Origin of the sequence: uncultured Psychrobacter sp. (assembly GCF_947500265.1) — a bacterium.
Classification (GTDB): domain Bacteria; phylum Pseudomonadota; class Gammaproteobacteria; order Pseudomonadales; family Moraxellaceae; genus Psychrobacter.
In genome coordinates this window covers 134,507-152,908 of sequence record NZ_CANMRN010000004.1, presented here as the reverse complement: position 1 = coordinate 152,908, position 18,402 = coordinate 134,507, and the positions used below count along the sequence as shown (strand labels likewise).

Annotated in this window: 17 protein-coding genes; 6 read left to right on the top strand and 11 right to left on the bottom strand. The window is 44.0% G+C overall.

What is annotated here, in order from left to right; genetic code table 11:
• Positions 1-110: 110 nt before the first annotated feature.
• Entirely contained in the window at positions 111-725 is a 615-nt protein-coding gene (locus Q0788_RS07705; RefSeq protein WP_298809281.1) for a hypothetical protein, read from the top strand.
• Between the two features lie 419 nt (positions 726-1,144).
• Positions 1,145-1,825 (top strand): histidine kinase, encoded by a 681-nt coding sequence (locus tag Q0788_RS07700; RefSeq protein WP_201607575.1) that lies wholly within the window; start codon positions 1,145-1,147, stop codon positions 1,823-1,825.
• Positions 1,826-1,844: 19 nt separating this feature from the next.
• Here the strand turns inward: Q0788_RS07700 and Q0788_RS07695 are convergent, their stop codons facing one another.
• The 7 genes from Q0788_RS07695 to nfsB all read right to left on the bottom strand — a co-directional run bounded on the left by Q0788_RS07695 (position 1,845) and on the right by nfsB (position 9,742).
• Positions 1,845-2,420, bottom strand: coding sequence for a GNAT family N-acetyltransferase (locus Q0788_RS07695; protein ID WP_298809278.1), 576 nt, complete (start codon positions 2,418-2,420; stop codon positions 1,845-1,847).
• A gap of 48 nt (positions 2,421-2,468) precedes the next feature.
• Complete coding sequence (locus tag Q0788_RS07690; RefSeq protein ID WP_298809275.1) at positions 2,469-3,191, bottom strand: nucleotidyltransferase family protein; 723 nt, start codon at positions 3,189-3,191, stop codon at positions 2,469-2,471.
• The gene (locus Q0788_RS07685; protein WP_298809273.1) at positions 3,188-4,537 is read right to left on the bottom strand and encodes an XdhC family protein; all 1,350 of its coding nucleotides are present in this window, start codon (positions 4,535-4,537) and stop codon (positions 3,188-3,190) included. Before Q0788_RS07685 ends, Q0788_RS07690 begins: the two co-directional genes overlap by 4 nt.
• 111 nt (positions 4,538-4,648) lie before the next feature.
• The gene (locus tag Q0788_RS07680; RefSeq protein WP_298809271.1) at positions 4,649-7,087 is read right to left on the bottom strand and encodes a xanthine dehydrogenase family protein molybdopterin-binding subunit; all 2,439 of its coding nucleotides are present in this window, start codon (positions 7,085-7,087) and stop codon (positions 4,649-4,651) included.
• 2 nt (positions 7,088-7,089) lie between these two features.
• A complete protein-coding gene (locus tag Q0788_RS07675) occupies positions 7,090-8,082 on the bottom strand; it encodes a xanthine dehydrogenase family protein subunit M (RefSeq protein ID WP_298809268.1) in 993 nt (330 codons plus the stop codon).
• On the bottom strand, positions 8,079-8,750 hold the full coding sequence (locus Q0788_RS07670; protein WP_298809266.1) for a 2Fe-2S iron-sulfur cluster-binding protein: 672 nt from the start codon (positions 8,748-8,750) through the stop codon (positions 8,079-8,081). The genes Q0788_RS07675 and Q0788_RS07670 overlap by 4 nt, the downstream gene beginning before the upstream one ends.
• 335 nt (positions 8,751-9,085) lie before the next feature.
• Positions 9,086-9,742, bottom strand: coding sequence for an oxygen-insensitive NAD(P)H nitroreductase (gene nfsB / locus Q0788_RS07665; protein WP_298809263.1), 657 nt, complete (start codon positions 9,740-9,742; stop codon positions 9,086-9,088).
• A 389-nt stretch (positions 9,743-10,131) separates the two neighbouring features.
• Here nfsB and Q0788_RS07660 point away from each other — a divergent pair, with 389 nt between their 5' ends.
• Both Q0788_RS07660 and Q0788_RS07655 read left to right on the top strand, forming a co-directional pair.
• On the top strand, positions 10,132-10,785 hold the full coding sequence (locus tag Q0788_RS07660; RefSeq protein ID WP_298809261.1) for a DsbA family oxidoreductase: 654 nt from the start codon (positions 10,132-10,134) through the stop codon (positions 10,783-10,785).
• A 44-nt stretch (positions 10,786-10,829) separates the two neighbouring features.
• Positions 10,830-11,369: a haloacid dehalogenase type II gene (locus Q0788_RS07655; RefSeq protein ID WP_298809258.1), complete on the top strand. Its 540-nt coding sequence runs from the start codon at positions 10,830-10,832 to the stop codon at positions 11,367-11,369.
• Positions 11,370-11,645: 276 nt separating this feature from the next.
• On the opposite strand, the gene Q0788_RS07650 is transcribed toward Q0788_RS07655, so the two are convergent.
• The gene (locus Q0788_RS07650; protein WP_057761290.1) at positions 11,646-12,776 is read right to left on the bottom strand and encodes an S-(hydroxymethyl)glutathione dehydrogenase/class III alcohol dehydrogenase; all 1,131 of its coding nucleotides are present in this window, start codon (positions 12,774-12,776) and stop codon (positions 11,646-11,648) included.
• A 292-nt stretch (positions 12,777-13,068) separates the two neighbouring features.
• On the opposite strand from Q0788_RS07650, the gene Q0788_RS07645 reads away from it, so the two are divergent.
• Positions 13,069-13,989, top strand: a complete 921-nt coding sequence (locus Q0788_RS07645) for a LysR family transcriptional regulator (RefSeq protein ID WP_298809256.1) — start codon at positions 13,069-13,071, stop codon at positions 13,987-13,989.
• A 111-nt stretch (positions 13,990-14,100) separates the two neighbouring features.
• On the top strand, positions 14,101-14,619 hold the full coding sequence (locus Q0788_RS07640) for a DUF302 domain-containing protein (protein ID WP_298809254.1): 519 nt from the start codon (positions 14,101-14,103) through the stop codon (positions 14,617-14,619).
• A 90-nt stretch (positions 14,620-14,709) separates the two neighbouring features.
• Here Q0788_RS07640 and Q0788_RS07635 read toward each other — a convergent pair whose 3' ends face one another.
• The 3 genes from Q0788_RS07635 to Q0788_RS07625 form a co-directional block, all read right to left on the bottom strand.
• Positions 14,710-14,997 (bottom strand): DUF4031 domain-containing protein, encoded by a 288-nt coding sequence (locus Q0788_RS07635; protein WP_057761296.1) that lies wholly within the window; start codon positions 14,995-14,997, stop codon positions 14,710-14,712.
• A 95-nt stretch (positions 14,998-15,092) separates the two neighbouring features.
• The gene (locus Q0788_RS07630; protein WP_298809251.1) at positions 15,093-17,357 is read right to left on the bottom strand and encodes a DUF3488 and transglutaminase-like domain-containing protein; all 2,265 of its coding nucleotides are present in this window, start codon (positions 17,355-17,357) and stop codon (positions 15,093-15,095) included.
• Positions 17,354-18,370 carry a DUF58 domain-containing protein gene (locus Q0788_RS07625; protein ID WP_298809249.1) on the bottom strand — a complete coding sequence of 339 codons (1,017 nt, stop codon included), beginning with the start codon at positions 18,368-18,370 and terminating at the stop codon, positions 17,354-17,356. Before Q0788_RS07625 ends, Q0788_RS07630 begins: the two co-directional genes overlap by 4 nt.
• Positions 18,371-18,402: the final 32 nt, after the last annotated feature.

The window sequence follows — 18,402 nt, the reverse complement described above, 5'->3', positions numbered from 1 at the left end:
AATAATGTATAACTTACGCTCGGTTTCCTTGTACCGAAATTATTTGAACTCAACGATATGAAAGCTTAATTTGTTACTTATTAATCACTTTTATCATAATGGTAGTTACTATGTCCTCTTACTTAAATGCTGATAAAACCTATCTTACCCTGACGCCAGCTGGTATTTTTGAGGCGTTTTCACAGAACGAACCGACTGATGAGCAGTTGGCATTACAGGATTTGCTATCTTATGATCAGACACTGCTCGCCGCTGACTGGCTTCAGCGCTATTCTGAACAATGGCTACAGAGCTTTATCGAAAAAGGTTGGATTGAAAAGCTGTCACTGTTTTTACCAGCGCCTAACTTGCCATTGGACCAGTTTTTGCCTTATGTCGTGGCGAGCTTATCTGGTAAACGCCGTGCCGCGATCGGCTCTGATGAAGGGTTTTGTTTAGCGCGAGTTGGCTATAGTCAAGAAGAAGCGGACATGCTCAGTGTCGCCGCCGCTGATTTTTCAGGCTTTATGCTCCGCCAAAAGCAACGTGGGTGGGCAGTAGAGAGTCAGGCCATCTCGTTTTTTCAGCAGGTCGACCTACTCATTCCTGAGACCAGCTTTGTGTTTTTATGGATAGACAATGCAGGCTACGTTCTCATCATCGATGGCGAACCTCTGACCAATAGTCGTGCCTTTGTAGAGCTGGTATGGGCACTTAAAACGTCTGGATTGAGATTTCTTAACTAAGGAGGTTTCTTAACTGATTTAACTCGCTTAATTCATTCCACTGTATCGACTGATATGATGCCTAATCTCAATCTTTTACGCGAGCATAAGCAGTGCGCTTAGCTAAAATCAAGCGCACCGCTTATTCTCATATAAATCTTTTTCGTACCATTTTTATCTATATCACTCTTTAATATCAGCCAACTCTACGCAGCAATAACAATACTCTCAGAATTAACAATAACTTGTGAGAATTTAGGTCATACTCTCCTCACATACTTAAGTATTTTCTTGCCACGACTTAAGTTGCCACAAATCTCTAATCATTCAAACATCTATACCGCTTCCAACATTTTAATTATCTTTTTCAACGTTGTACCCTACCGAAATCGGCAACCCCTGCCAAACCTTGCATTCTTGCTTATTTTTTAGGACAGTTTATGACTTCGCTGACCACTGTGCGCGTGCGTTATCAAACGATTGAAATTGGCAACACCGACATTCATATTTGTACACTACGTGACAATCAACAATTTAGTGACCCTGATGACGAAGCGTTAAAACTTGGCATTTGCTCCGCTTCTTGGCCGATGTTTGGGGTGATATGGCCGTCAAGCTTGGTGCTGGCCAATCATATGCTTGATTACGATATTGCAGGCAAACGTATCTTGGAAGTTGGCTGCGGTATGGCGCTCTCTAGTCTGCTACTGAATCATAGGCATGCGGACATCACAGCGACTGACTATCATCCAACGGTTGAGTATTTCCTTGATAGGAATACCACGCTGAATAATAACAAAGAGATTAATTTTGAGCGTTTAGATTGGGCAGAGGACAATAGCCATCTTGGTAAGTTTGATATGATTATCGGTAGTGACCTACTCTATGAAGACCAACACATTGACATATTAGCTGAGTTCATTGACCGTCATGCTATGCCGACTTGCGAGGTCATCGTGGTCGATCCTGGTCGCGGTCGCAAGAACAAACTAACCAACAAGATGACTGAATTCGGCTTTAGTAGTAAGCATGTAAAACCTGAAAATACGACTTACCTAGACTTACCATTTAAAGGGCATATTCTGACGTTTTCGCGTGATAATAGTAGCCAAACAGAGTAAAAGCCAGCCGTCAATGCAATTAAGTAAGCACAGTATCCTGCCATTGCTGCCGAGTTATTTTGTACAGCACATGCTCAGCGAGCCGATGATTAGACTCAAGCATAGGGTGAAAAAAATCCTTCTGTGTATTGGTCATACCAAGGCGCTCCATAACCAGTTGTGAGCGCTTATTAATGACTGCTGTAAATGAAACTACTTCCTCAATCCCTAGTTCAACAAAGGCAAAATTCAGAGATGCTCGGGCAGCTTCAGTCGCATACCCTAATCCCCAATAGTCATTATGTAGCCGCCAAGCAATCTCGACAGCAGGAGAAAATGGCATGTCGGCATGCGCATGATTTAACCCAACCATACCAATAAAAGTATCTGTCTCTTTTAGACTCACCGCCCAAAAACCCCACCCATTATCATCAATCAGCGACTGGCATTTTTTGGCGATAGTATTACTCATGGAAGTAGTCAATAACTTAGGAAAGTATTCCATCACTTCAGGGTTAGCATTCATCTCAGCGAATGGCGCAAAATCGCTCGCTCGCCATTGTCGTAGGTACAGTCGTTCGGTTTCTATCGTATTTATAATTTTACTCTCTCGCATTTCGTTGTTCAAAATGAATACTGTTCAAAATAAATTAAATTAATTATGCTAGCTATCAAGCCAGCCTTTTTGTTTGGCAAATGCTAGCTGCTCGGGCGTATCAATATCGTAACTAAGTTGGTCATTATCGACCTCACCTATTTGATCAGCGGGCAACCCTCTAATGAGGTAACGAAGCCCTTTATCTCCTATCAATTCTGACTGCCATTGTCTCAGCAGTTTATAGTTAATTGCTAAAGGTAGACCTGTGATATCAGATACCGTTTTATCTCGATTTTGATGTTTTTCTAAACGTTGCCAGCTGTGATAGCGACTGGCTACTACTGGCTGCTCGCCCGCTAGCAAAGCCGTTAAATGTGGCTCATCTAATAATACTTGATCGACTCCTATGATGAGCACTCGATCGATTGAAGTCGATTCAAAAGCAGCAATTGTCTCAATACCCAGACTCAAACTGTGCGCCATACCAGTATTAGCTTGCGAGTTCACCACTATTTGAACCGTTGGATATTGATTAGCCAACTCTGTCATCGTACTAGCAATCAAATGATGATTATCAGGGATGACAATTATAATAACTTGCGGATTGGTAGTTGTTGCCAGTCGAGTCATATAAGTAACCAACGGTTCGCCATTCTTAATGAGTAGCTGCTTGGGTTCACCGAGACGCTGACTGAGGCCGCTTGCTAAGATAATAACCGCATGATTTTGGCTCTGCTGTTCAGTACTTTCTGTATGTTCAGCACCTTCTCTAAATGCACGCTTACTCATACGCCACTCTGGACAGTATTGGCATCTGTATCACTACTCACCGCTGAGATATTTGAGAAACTACTGTGTGAGCCACTTATTGAGGCAGTTTTATTGTGCATGACCGTATTTATTTCTGCCATGATGCCAAGCGCGAGTGCCTCAGGGCCGTCTCCGCCCAGCTTATAACCAATCGGATAATGCAATTTATGAATACCAGCTTCTAACATAGTAGGATTGCTAAGGTTTATGCTAATCTCATTAATTAAGCGTTCGGTACGATAGCTCGGCCCTAACTGTCCTAAGTATTTATAATTGTCTGGATGCTTGAGCAGTATTGCTAGGCGCGCGCGATCTTGACTCAAGCTGTGTGACATCAAGGCAACTGCTGCGTTATTGCTTAGCTTAAGCAAAGATTCACTATCATCTAAAGGTAGCAACATCACAGTGTCTGCTTGAGGAAACCGCATACGCGTCGCATATTGCGCGCGACTATCTACAACTGTCACATGCCAATCTTGTAGTTTAGCCATGGTCACCAGTGGCATCACATCATTACCTGCCCCGCAAATCAATAGACGCAATTGTGGTTGCAGGCGTTGCACAAGCCACTCTGTTGTTACCTCGCCGTTTTCCACCGTCACATATTTGGCGTTTTTATCAGACAGCTTATATTCTGCTAACTCTTCTACAGTATTGGCAAGTATGCTGGAAAGAGCTGTTTTCCCTAGTGCAGAAACGCTTCCCAAACTGCGGTATTCATCTAAATTAATACGCATCCCAATTTGCAATTTATCACTGTTTTGCGTTATAGAATCTTGATGCTGATAGTCGTTAGCACGAATCAAAGTCGCTACAGTAATCGGCTGCTGAGTGCGTCGAACATTACGGATTGTCTCTAACAATGGCGTTGCTGTCGTTAGTCGCTCAAACAATACATGCACCCGCCCATTACAGCCCAATCCAAAATTTAGCTCATCAAAGTCCTCTTCATCTAAACCGACATCTAAACCGTCATCTAAACCGTCATTTAAACCGTTATCCGATCCATCATATATATCAGAATTAGTTTGCTTCACGCCTGCTTGCGCTTGGCCATCGTCAGCATATTGAATGTCATCACCCGTCTGATAAACTTGCACATTGGCACCGTTACGAGTAAGCCAGAAGGCACGTTTGATAATGTGCGGCTCCAAGCAGCCACCACTAATCATCCCAACTGAGCGACCATCCTCACAGATAAGCATCATCGCGCCAGCACGGCGATATGCTGAGCCTTCAGTACGTACGACCGTTGCCAATACAGCATCAATACCCTGTTGCTTAGCTTTGATTGCCAGCTTAAGAATGTCAGCGACCTGATTCATAACGCCTCTTATTTGGTAGTTATTTTCTTGATAATGACGAAATATACTGCTGATTGAGTTATAAAAACCCGCTCATTAAGCGGGTTCCTGTCGTACATATGGCTCAAAAAATTACTCTGGCATCTCGTAAAGCAATTTATCAAGCGTAATCGGAAAATCATAAACACGTACGCCGACGGCATTGTAGACAGCATTAGCAATTGCAGCGGCAGCACCAGCAATAGCCGTCTCACCAATACCTTTGATATGCATTGGGTTGGTATAAGGGTCATCCTCTTCGACCAATATCACATCTAACTGTGGTACGTCTGCATTGACCGGCACATGATATTCAGCGAGGTCATGGTTACATAGGCGACCGTCACGTTTATCATGGATGACCTCTTCCATTAACGCTGAACCAATACCAAATACCATGCCGCCATAGCATTGCGAAGTCGCTGTTTTATGGTTAAGAATACGACCTGCAGCAAATGCGCCTGTCATGCGTTTGACTCGAATTTCACCAGTGACTTTATGCACGGCTACTTCAGCGAAGTTTGCACCAAAAGAGGACTGACGATACTTCTTACCATTTTTACCTGGCTTTATCTGACCTTTGGCACTGACTTTTTGCTCCTCATAGCCTGCGATCACGTCAGCAAGCGCATATGATTCTGTATTGTCAAAATCATATTTTTCTGATTCTGACTGTTCTTCTAATACATTCTCTGAAAATGAGACTCCTGTAGTTTCAGATATTTTATCAATAGTGCTATCAGCAAACGCTTGACCGTTCTCTTTGGCTGTCTCTACCGCTGTCAAATCGTGCTTGCCTACTTGCTTAATTTGACCCTTATCCAGCTGAATCGTATCAGGGTATAGACCGACTTTTTCTGCTAGCATCTCACGCAACTGCTCACAAGCGAGATAGACACCACTACCTGCACTCGCAGCGCCCCAACTACCACCGGAACCTGATGCAGGTGGCAGGGCACTATCGCCTAACTTCATCTCGATATGGTCAATAGGTAGTCCTAATAAATCTGCCGCTACCTGAGAAAACACTGTATAAGACCCTGTACCAATATCTGTCATGTCTGTCTCGATGACTGCTTTGACACCGAGCGCTTTTGACTTATCGATTTGCAGAGTTGCTCGTGCTTCAGAAGACTGTAACTGATTACCACGTGCGGCGGCAGCCATGCCTGTGCCTATCCACCAGTCACCTTCTAATTGACTGGCAGGCTTTACGTTGCGCTGACTCCAACCGAACTGCTCAGCACCTTGCTCCATACAGGCAATCAGCTGGCGCGTCGAAAACGGAATGTCTTTACTAGGGTCTTTTTCGGGTTCATTACGGCGGCGTAGCTCTATAGGATCAAGGTCTAATTGCGCAGCCAATTCATCCATTGCACATTCAACGGCAATCATACCGACCGCTTCGCCAGGCGCACGCATCGAACCTGATAACACTTGATTCATGTCGACCATTTCATAATTTACACGGCGGTTTTTACCACTGTATAGATAATGCGTAGACAAGGCAGTTGGCTCAAAGAACGCCTCGTCTGGCAAATTACTAGAAATGGTATCGTGAATCAACGTATCGATAACGCCATCTTTATCACAGCCGATTGCGATACGCTGACGAGTATTTGAGCGTCTAACTGTCGCTTCCATCACTTGTGGACGGGTCATGGTAATCAATATTGGACGACCAAGCTCTTTTGACGCAATTGCAGCGGCAATAGATTCAGGCGCAATACCGAGCTTGCTACCAAACCCACCACCGACATAGTGCGCAATTAATTGAACTTGATCTTTATTTAAGTCTAGCGCATCCATCACTTGCTGCTTACAAGACGCCAGCATTTGATTGGCCGTATAAAGAACGAGCTTATCGCCTTCCCAATGTGCCAATGTCGCATGTGGCTCCATCGCAGAGCTGTTTTGACTTGGCGTATGATAAAAGCGATCAAGCGTTACCTCAGCATCAGCTAATCCTTGCTCAGGATCACCTTGGACATAATTTTTATCAGAGCCTTTTTTCTCATCAACTTCATGGGCGTTAGACAACTCTTTGGTAAAATTTAATGCCGCTTGGTCAGTCTCATCTTTATAAGTGACTTTAAGCGCATTCGCTCCTTCCGTTGCTGCTTCAAAGGTTTCAGCGATGACCACCGCAATAGGCTGACCATGATAAAAAATCTCAGTCGCTCCCTGCTTCGGGGCTTTTTTTAATCCACCTTGCTGCGAATTACGCAAAAAGTGCTTAGGGTCTGTCACGACCTTGATAATATTAGGGATGCCATCTAAAGAACTACTATCGATATTTTCGACTTGTCCTTTGGCAATGGTCGCACCGACCAAGACACCGTACGCTTTATTGTCTAAATGGATTTCAGCACTGTAAGGCGCTTGACCACTAACCTTCAGCGAGCCGTCAACACGGTTAATTGGCTTACCAACCAGTTTGCTCGCTGTTGTGCTAAACAAAGACTCAACAGGCTCATCCATAGTCATTTTTTTGGTCGGTTCTGACTGAGTGATTGATTCAAATAATGACATGATTATGCTCCCTCGCCCGCTAGTGCGCGCTGAATGACTTGTTTTAGTAGGCGACGCGTCAACGGTATCTTAAAGTCGTTTTGACCATTACCTTTGGCATCCTGCAATAACAGATCAGCGGCTTGCGTGATGACATCAGTATTGCCATCGGTATCTGTTAATAGCGCCTCAACTTCTTCATTACGCCATGGCTCCGTACCGATACCACCAAATGCCAATCGTACCGTCTTTAGATTACCGCTATCATCAGCGTCTATTACTGCTGCACAGGATACGAGTGAAAAGGCATAAGAAGCACGATCTCGCACTTTGTCATAGGTGTGCATACCTTTGATAGGCGCAGGTAATACAACGTGAGTGATTAACTCACCTGCCTCTAATACATTTTCGATATGCGGCGTATCTTTCGGTAAGCAATAAAAGTCTTTTACATTGATAGTACGAATCGAGCCGTCCGCCTTAACTGTCTCGATAGTGGCATCCAGCAAGCGCATCGCCACTGCCATGTCAGATGGGTGCTGAGCGATACAGGCATCGCTCGTGCCTAAAATAGCTAGCGTACGGTTCTCGCCATTGATAGCAGGACAACCTGTCCCCGGTTCACGCTTGTTGCAGGCGCTGTCTGTCTGGTAAAAATAATAACAACGTGTGCGCTGCAAGAAATTACCGCCAGTCGTTGCTTTATTACGCAACTGACCAGTCGCTCCTGCCAAAATCGCTCGGGATAATACTGGATAATTTACAATAACCTCAGGATGCGCTGCCAAATCACTATTGGTCACAAGCGTACCGATACGCAAACCACCGTCAGCAGTGGTTTCGACTTGCTCTAATTCTAAACGGGTAATATCAACCAATTTAATTGGCGTTTCAATCTCCAATTTCATCAAGTCTAATAAGTTGGTACCGCCTGCGATAAAAGACGCATCCTCAGTACTGGCAGATATTGCCGCTTGCTCTGGTGCATCAGCACGACTGTATTCAAAGCGTTTCATGAGCGGCCTCCTGTTGTAGCAGTTGCTGTCTTGTTATTCGCTGAGGTTTTGCCAAGTTGCGCCTCGCTCGGTGGCGGTGACCAGATACCTGTCACGCTTGAGTTTTGCACTGTGTTGTCTGCTTTTTGAGTACTAGGCTCTTGTGTTTGACTATCTGATACCTGGCTTTCAAGCACTTGTGAAATGGCTTTGATAATATTTGGATAAGCTGAGCAGCGGCAGATATTACCGCTCATGCGCTCAGCAATTTCTTGTACAAGGCGACCATCAGGGTTTTGCAAATCTGTGCTGACATGGCTTGGCCAATTTTGTTTCACTTCTTCTATCAATGCGGTCGCTGAACAAATCTGACCAGGCGTGCAATATCCGCACTGAAAAGCGTCATTGTCTTTAAACGCTTGCTGCAATGCCGATAATGACTCTGGCATTCCGATGCCTTCGATCGTTGTGATGTCATCACCATCATGCATAACGGCGAGTGTCAGACAGGAATTGACCCGTCGTCCATTAATGAGCATGGTACAAGCCCCGCATTGACCGTGGTCGCAGCCCTTTTTGGGTCCAGTAATTTGTAGGTGCTGACGACAGACGTCGAGCAGTGTCGTACGGGCGTCAAGATTTTCAAGCTGATAATCTTGCTTATTGATTGTTAAGGTCAAAGTAGACATGCTGGCTTCTCGCTGGCAGATGAAAATAATAGAATGATGAAATACGCTTCAAAATGACAGCGTCAATAAATTTATTATGACGTATGAAAACAGTTGTTTTGTTTTTACTTTGTAGGGATTCCAGTGTAGTTTCTAATCTGCAAGAGTATCGAAATGTTAGTGCTGCTAATAGGTGGTATATTTTTTATCCTCAGTTTTTAAGGTTATCTAAAAGTAAATCTCGATAAAAAAAGCCTCATAAACAGTCAGTTTATGAGGCTCTTAAATAGACTTTTTACGTATAGTATTTAGTAGATATGTCTATTAAATCCGTTCTTGGATTAGCTAATAACTGGCTAGGCTTTCGTGATAATCGTTTCTTCATTAAAACGTGATTTTGGCAGCTCACCGTTAAAGTCATCTTTACTACGATAACCAAGTGATACGACTGCCACAGCGGTGTAGCCTTTGCTACGTAAATCAAACTCTTCATCAAGTGCTTTTAAATCAGCCCCTTCCATCGGCACCGCATCAATACCTAAAGTTGCCGCTCCTAGTAGCAAAGCGCCCATATTAAGATACAATTGCTCTATCAACCAATGTGGCTCGTCCTTTTGCTCATAACGACGAATGTCTAAAAACATTTTACGCGTCTGATGCATTTGCTCTTTAAATTTTGGCTCTGCAAAACGACCATCTGCATCTTCTTTTTCTAAGATGTCATTCAAAAACTCATCATCTGCATAGACACGGCTACAGAATACAATGACGTGCGAGGCACCTTTTACTTTGGCATCGTTGAACTCATACATGCCCTCAGTGCCTTTTGCGATTCGGGCTTTACCAGCTTCATCATCAGCAATGACAAAATGCCAAGGCTGAATGTTGGTACTCGAAGGACTGAGGCGCAAAATATCCTTTAGACTTTGGAAATCTTCTGCTGAGATTTTCTTATGGGTATCAAATTCTTTTGTGCTGTAGCGCCAGTTCATCGCTTCAGTGATATTTTTCATCTGTGACTCCATTATTGATATTAATTTTTTATTCTTGCTTAGAATTTTTCTTCAATTATCATTCCAACGAAAACACTTTAAATAAAAAGCTATTTTATGACCATGCCTGCTTGGTTAAGTATTCGTAGGTTTTGTTATGACTGAGTCAGCGTATTGCAAAAACGCCTACTTTCTTATTAGTAATGGTTACAATTACGCTACCGAATTGGCAACGCCGACTGCGCAGACTACATTGTAATCACTTAGTCATTCTCTTAGTATGAACTGACTTGATATATGGTAACTAGTTATAGTTGTCTGATAACTAGGTATATCTGCTTGATTCCAACTGATATGCCACTATCTATACATCTCAAATAAAACATAAATAATAATACCCGCGAGGAAATATGAGTACATCAGAAAAACCACTCCGAATAGATATCGTCTCAGACGTCGTCTGCCCTTGGTGCTTCATCGGCTATCGTCAATTGGCAGCAGCGCTTGAGCAAACCAATACTGCTCACACTATCCACTGGCACCCGTTTGAGCTAAACCCAAATATGCCAAGCGAAGGTCAAAACCTACGTGAGCACATCATCGAGAAGTACGGCTCTACCAAGCAAGAGTCAGATGCTAGCCGAGTCAGAATGACTGAAGCTGGACAGGAAGTTGGCTTTGAATTTAATTTCAATGATGACACACGTATGCACAACACCTTTAACTTGCATCAGCTGCTACATTTCGCTGATCAGCAAGGCCGCATGCATGAGCTAAAGCAAGCTTTGTTTGCTGCGCATTTCACCAATAACAGAGATATCTCAGATATCAATGTGCTTGCCGATATTGCAGCAGAGACTGGGCTTGATCGTAGTGAATCATTGGCAGTGTTGGAAGGTCAGTTCTTTGCGAAAGAAGTACGAGCAGAAGAGCAGCATTGGCAACAGCAAGGCATCCATAGTGTACCAGCGATTATCTTTAATGAGCGTCATCTGGTCAGCGGTGCCCAAGGGGTCGAGAACTACATCAGTATTTTAGAGCAATTGGCCAACATGACTGAGTAAACCACCTGACGTTATAAAAATGTCATTCTATAAAAGGATACTTTATGTCTTCTGAACGCTTTCCCTCGATTATTGTGTTTGACGTCAATGAAACACTGCTCGATATCGACACGCTAACGCCTTTATTCACGCGCGTCTTTGGCAAGCAAAGAGTGCTGCGAGAATGGTTCGCTCAGCTAGTACTGTACTCGCAGACCATGACGTTATCCGGTCTCTATACGCCTTTTGGCGAGCTCGGCGTTGGTGCATTGCAAATGATTGCTAACATCAGACAAGTGACTTTGACAGACGACGATATCAATGAGTTCAAAGAAAGAATGAGCGCGTTGCCTGCGCATCCTGATGCAGCGCCAGCCCTGACTCGTTTGCGCGATGCAGGGTTTCGACTGGTCACGCTGACCAATTCAGCAAGCAGTGCGTCTCCAACGCCATTAGAAAAAGCAGGACTCAGTCAATTCTTTGAGCAGCACTTTAGTATTGAGACTGTTGGCAAATTCAAGCCAGCACCTGATACTTACCAATTGGTGGCTGATACGCTAGCCGTTGATACGTCAGATTTATGCCTTGTCGCCTGTCACCTCTGAGATACCATAGGCGCACAAGCGGCAGGTTGTCGCGGTGCATTTTTGACCCGTCCTTATAATGCGATGCTAAACGCGCCCAATGTACCAGTTCCAGATTTGACCGCATCAGACTTATCGACATTAGCGGATCAAATCATTAGCAAAAAAAGTGCTTGATACTTTCAATCACAAAGCCGTGTGTGCAAATAACATTAAAAAAAAGGCTGCCTCAATATCGAAGCAGCCTTTTTTAATAAAGTATTTCTAAGACAATAACGTCCTTACTGCTGTCATTAACTACTCTGAGAAGTGTACAACCGTACGGATACTTTCGCCCTTGTGCATCAAGTCAAATGCTTCGTTGACGTCTTCTATCGGCATCGTATGAGTGATGAAATCCTGTAAAGGAATTTCACCTGCTAGATAGCGCTCGACATAACCTGGTAGTTCTGTGCGACCTTTTACACCGCCAAATGCGGAACCTTTCCAGACTCGACCAGTCACTAACTGGAATGGACGGGTTGAGATCTCTTGTCCAGCACCGGCCACACCGATGATGACCGACTCGCCCCAACCTTTATGGCAGCACTCTAGCGCTGAACGCATAACATCGACATTACCGATACATTCAAACGAATAATCAACACCGCCATCGGTTAGCTCAACGATCACTTCTTGAATCGGTTTGTCATAATCTTTCGGGTTGATACAGTCAGTTGCACCTAGTTTTTTAGCCAATTCAAACTTGCTTTCGTTGATATCAATCGCAATGATACGGCTGGCTTTTGCCATGGCAGCACCGATGACCGCTGACAGACCAATACCGCCCAGACCAAAGATAGCCACTGTAGCGCCCTCTTCGACTTTTGCAGTATTCATGACTGCGCCCATGCCGGTAGTTACGCCGCAACCAAGCAAGCAAACTTCTTCTAATGGCGCTTCTTTATTAACTTTAGCCAAAGAAATCTCTGGTAAAACCGTGTACTCAGAAAAAGTCGAGCAACCCATATAATGGTAGATAGGCTCGCCATCTTTATAGAAACGTGTGGTGCCATCTGGCATTAAGCCTTTGCCTTGAGTCTCGCGCACTGCCGAGCAAAGATTGGTTTTGCCTGAGCGGCACATTTTACAGACGCCGCATTCTGCCGTGTATAACGGAATGACATGGTCACCGACCTGAACGCTGGTCACGCCTTCGCCAACTTGCTCAACGATACCGCCACCTTCATGACCCAAGATCGCAGGGAACACACCTTCTGGGTCTTCACCAGATAAGGTAAAAGCGTCTGTGTGACACACACCACTGGCAACGATTTTGACCAATACTTCACCTTTGCGTGGCAGCATGACGTCCACTTCTTCAATAGATAGCGGCTGCTTTGGACCCCACGCGATGGCGGCTTTTGATTTAATAAATTTATCTGACATAAAAATCTCTCTTTTTAATTGATTGTTTTTTATAGGTAATGACATAACAGTTTTACGATAAGTGCAAGCCATTCTAGTCACTTGCTAAAGTATTTTATGGCTTCTGGCGTTTACTATATCTATAGTTAAAACAAATAAAGATAGACTGAGCTTATCTTGCCTGCCCTCTATAGGCAAGCATCGATGACAGTAAAACACCATCTGTTTACATTGATACTAACCATTATATTTATTTCTGAGCGGATAACAATATGCTATATTTGCAAATATCTTTTACATATTGGTAATAATCATGCGCTGGGAAGGAATTAGTGAGTTTGTCTATGTCGCAGAATTCGAGAGCTTTACGCGTGGTGCAAAAGAGCTGGGTATCTCGACTGCACAAGTCAGCCGCCAGATCAGCGCGTTAGAGAAACGTTTAAACATAAAGCTGCTATATCGAACCACGCGCAAGGTCTCACTGACTGAAGAAGGACGTGTATTCTATCAGCATTGCCGCAGTGTACTCGACGGCTTGGATGCCGCTGAGCAAGCCGTAAGCAACTTACAATCAAAGCCCCAAGGCCGAATCAAACTGACAGCGCCCGTTACTTATGGTGAGCAGCAGTTATTACCACTTATCAATGATTTTATGATGCAGTATCACGATATCGAAGTGACTGCCTTTTTGAGTAATCAGAAAATTGATTTGATTGAAGGGGGTTATGATTTGGCCATTCGTATCGGCAAATTGCATGACTCGACGATGATGGCAAAAAAACTTAGCTTGCGCACTAACTTTGTCTGCGCTGCGCCCTCTTATCTAAAAAAACACGGCATACCACACCAACTGAGTGATTTAAGTCAACATAACTGCCTACTAGGTACTCGTGACTACTGGCACTTTATAGATACTGCTAAAGTAAAAGAGAATAGTAATACTCATGGTAAGGCGGATAACCAACAAACGAGCGTAGAAAGGAATCTGCGTGTCTCTGGTACGGTGCAATATAACAGCGGCTATAGTCTGGTCGATGCTGCGCTAAAAGGTCTGGGTATCGTACAGCTGCCTGATTATTATGTGCAAAAGTATTTAGCATCCGGCGAGTTGGTCAGTTTACTTGATGATTATAGAGAGCCCGAAGAAAGCATTTGGGCCATCTATCCGCATAACCGTCATTTATCACCAAAGATTAGACTGCTCGTAGATTATTTGGCAGAACATTTGGTTTAACGTTCTGTTAAGACGTATTGCAATCACAGACCTGATTACGCACAATGAATATTCGATGTTGCTCATTATAGTTAGGACTGACCATACTACAGACAACTTAAAGGTGTAATTATGATTAAAATCGTCTCTATCGCTGCGCTGGCAGTGGCCGTTTCCGCTTGTGCCAGTATTGATACGCTGTTGGATAAAACCAATAGCACCGGTACTATGACAGACACCACAACCTCTATCAATGCCGAAAAAGGCTTGGTAACTTTACAGAGTCATCACTCCGTCCAAGATACCGCAGACAAACTGGTCTCAGTGATCGAAAGCAAGGGTATGAAAGTATTTGCACGAGTCGATCATCAGAAAAATGCACAGAGTGCCGACTTATCATTGAGACCAACGCAAGTCGTTATGTTTGGCAACCCTAAAGCGGGTACGCCATTAATGAACTGTGAGCAAACCGTTGCCATTGATTTGCCGCAAAAAATATTGATTAGCGAAGATGCTGATAAGAAAGTATGGCTGTCATACAACAACCCTGACTACCTCAAGACACGTCACAATATCAAAGGTTGCGATACTGAGATTGCTAATATTTCAAAAGCACTTAACGCTATCAGTACTGCAGCAACGGCAAAATAATGTGTTTGGTATAGTTGAATAAATATACATTCGATTAGATAAGTGAACAGACAATTGAAACATTACTTATTTACTTGAAAAATCCTCATATTAAGAATGACTAGATTGCTCTATCTGGTCATTCAGCTCTACTTTTAATTTCTTTGCACACTCGATAATCTTTTTTCTATCGGCAGGAATAGCACCTTGTGCAATAGCGATTTCACGCATTTGAACCGTGATATCATAGTGAGGATAGCTAGCGTTACGATGAAATAGACGCGCATCCACATCAATAAACGCCGCAAAGTCATGCAGCTCTTGCAAGCTATCCGCCAACATATGACACCACTTATGGCCTTTGAATTTTATCTGCACAAAATCTACATATATCGCCATATAACCGCCTCTCTACTTATTCACTAATTCGCTTATCTGTTTTTTAATTAGCTCAAAACACCTTAGCAACTTAATAGCATTATCACCAAAAACCTTTATAACAATGCGCGCACATCTTTTTTAAGTTGTTTGAGTCGTTCTTGATACTCGCTATGACTGCTATCAAATCTACTCAGTCGTCCGTAGCGTAACTGACGGTAGTTTTGTCTAATTTCAATAAGCTTTGTCTGAATAACGATTGGGTCGCTACTATCTGTTAGCTGACTTATAGCAGAGTGAGCATTGTTATCCTTACGGCTATCAATAGCTGATGCCAAACGTTCCAACCAAGCTAGCTGCCCTTCATTATCATTGCGAGCTAATAATTTATCATGTTTGGCAACACGTTTTGAGAGCTGAGCAAGAGGTAGGTCTGCTGGGTGCCATCGTTTGCGGCGGCGATACCAAATGACAAATATTAAGATAGCCATAACGGAAACCGCACTGGTGGCTAACCAAATGATTTGCTGCATGATTGAGCTGATATTGAACCATTTGAGTAGCGAGTCGGCCTGTTTGTCTTGGTCATAGCCGACTACGTCTTTTTGCCAATAGTAGCTCGCTTGGTCTGATAATCGGCGTAGCGTTTGCAGCATTTGATACTGCTGATAGCTGATCTGTGCACTAGCACCATTGCCAAACATAGCCGCCCCTTGCTGCTGGGTCATCGTATTCATGCCTTGCTCTACTCGCTCAGGCGCCACAAATGCTGTCGGATCTACACGTACCCAGCCTTGGCCCTCAAGCCAAACCTCAGTCCATGCGTGTGCATCCATTTGCCGCACTTCCCATACGTTACCATTACGACTTGGTTCACCGCCTTGATAACCCGCTACTACTCGTGCAGGAATACCAGCGGCGCGTAGCATAAAGGTAAAGCTTGAAGAATAATGCTCACAGAACCCTGCTTTGGTTTCAAATAAAAATTCGTCAATACGATTGGTATTGAGCCGTGGTGGCGACAGCGTATAGCGAAACTCTGTTCGATTGATCCATTGCTCAATAGCAGCGATGTAGCGAACAGGGTCTGAACCTGACTGCTCAAATAACTGCTTAGCAAGCGCGCGTGCTTGAGGGTTACCTTCATTAGGCAAGGCAAGGTTCTCACGTCTTGATGCCTCTGTCAGAACTGGATCAATACGCATCTGTGCAAACTGCAACACATCATAGCGAAGCTGCTGCTTAACAGGTTGATCCTTTGATAAAGTAAATTCAGAGGTAGTATTAATATCTGGCTGCTGGGAGAACGGATAATCAAGACCAAATAGCCAGTTTTGCTGAGTGGGTTCTAAGATAACCTTGTAATTGACAGGTGCCGCCCTTGATTCATCAGGTACAGTAGCGAAGGCGTTCTGAATCCATGCAGGTGCTTGCAATCTCGACGACCATTGATCCTTTTGGGAAGCCGGACGCCATGTGACACCATCGAAATCACTAAATACTAAACCGCGCCAATACAGCTGCTGTTGTGGTGGGCGCTCATCAGCAAACTCTACCCGAAAGGCTAGCTCAGTTGACTGCCCTAAATTGGCAAAATCACCAGGAGACATGCTATCAGACACACCTGTAACGGCTTGCTGACCTGAGAGCTGTACGGACCACAGTGGTGGCAGTCTCGGAAAAAACAAAAATAGCACCACCAATAATGGCAATGCACCAACCCCTAACACGCCCAATGTACGCAAGCGTCCATCACCGTTAGCATTGCTATCATCATTAAGCGCAATAAATGCTAGCAATACAATGACTGCGCCAACGATCACTTCTAAAGTAGTCAGTAAACCTTGGTCCATCAAAAACAATGCCGCAAGCACGAACAATGATAAATTCAATACGACATAGGCATCGCGGCGCTTATACAGCTCCCATAGCTTACTAACTAGGCATAACACCAAAAATGCCACGCCCATATCAAGCCCAAATGCCGTATTGTAGGTTAGCCACAGACCTAATAGCCCCAGCAGAAAGCCTAGCATTTGTACACTTTGATAAATACGCTTTAGGTGCGATAGTTTTTTGAATTTAGCTTTGATATAAGGCAATTGAGCGGCGATACTGACGGCGGCAAATCCTATCAACCATAATGGTAAATGTGCGGCATGCGGTAACACGACGACGACTTGGGCAATTAATACCCAATAATAAGCTGGCAGTGCAAATAACTTACGATACCATTTAGCGTCATTTCGCTCAGGTTGAAACGAGACCTTTTGACCTAAAGCCAACTGCTCAAAGCTGGCCGTTTTTGTAGCATCGACCACAGAATACTCTGTGGATAGTATATCAACATCAGCAGAAGATGAGCGTTTAGAATTGGTCATGGTGCTTTCGCAAGCCTTAGCAAGCATGCTTGCGCAAAGGATTCTCCGTTACTCATCTCTGCAGTAGCAGGAGTATCACTAGGTAAACGCATTTGAAACGGTACACCTAGCTGACCCAGCGTCAATGCTCCATAAGCCAATTGTGCAAGTTTTTGCTCGTGATGTGCAGCTGGCATATCTGCATAATCAAGCGTTTGCTCATGACCGACTGGATCAGCGAAGTGCTTGGTCAGCATACCTTGTCCCCGCGCTACATGCCCCCAAGAGACTCGGGCCAATGACTCACCCTCGACATAATTATCTAATCGCTCAAAGTCGTCCTGACCCTGTCTATACTGCCCACCTATTGGTAAGTCCTCTAAGCTTGCGATTGCATATTTTGCTTGCCAGTCAAAAACTTCAGGTTTTGGATATACCCACGCTGTACGCGCAAAGTATACGTAAGACCATGCACGCATGATACCTAGAGGATAAACTGTTTTTATTTTTAACCGTGGTAGTTCAAGTTGGCCACGATTAATGGTTTGAATAGGCAGTCGAATGACTTGCTCGCCTTGTAATCGCGTGATGAGCACTGAACTTTGCGCGATTGTGACATTTTTGGTTTTCTTATTGGGTATCTGCTCAAATTCAAATAGCAACTGACGCCGTGGTTGGCGACTATCACTATTCAACTGCAGCGTAATCCAGACAGGCAGGCCAGCTTCTGTCATAGTGACTTCTAGCAGACGCACTTGCAGACCAGATATATGAGCAAAAGTAACATGAAAACTAATCAGCCAAATACTGACCAGATAAAAGCACAAACCAAGCACTAAGTTATTGCCATAGTTGATACCCGCGATAAAGGTAATTACTAACAATACGGCGAATAGCATTCCTTCACGACTAAAGAAAATATAGACATTACGCAAATTAAGCGTAGCACTATCACTCTTAGGTGCGCGCGCGGCAAACCAGCGGCTCAGAGCTGATTTTATTGGTGCGGTTAAGGCCTTTGGTAACAAGCTCATGACTACCTTATTATTACCATCTGATTGACAAT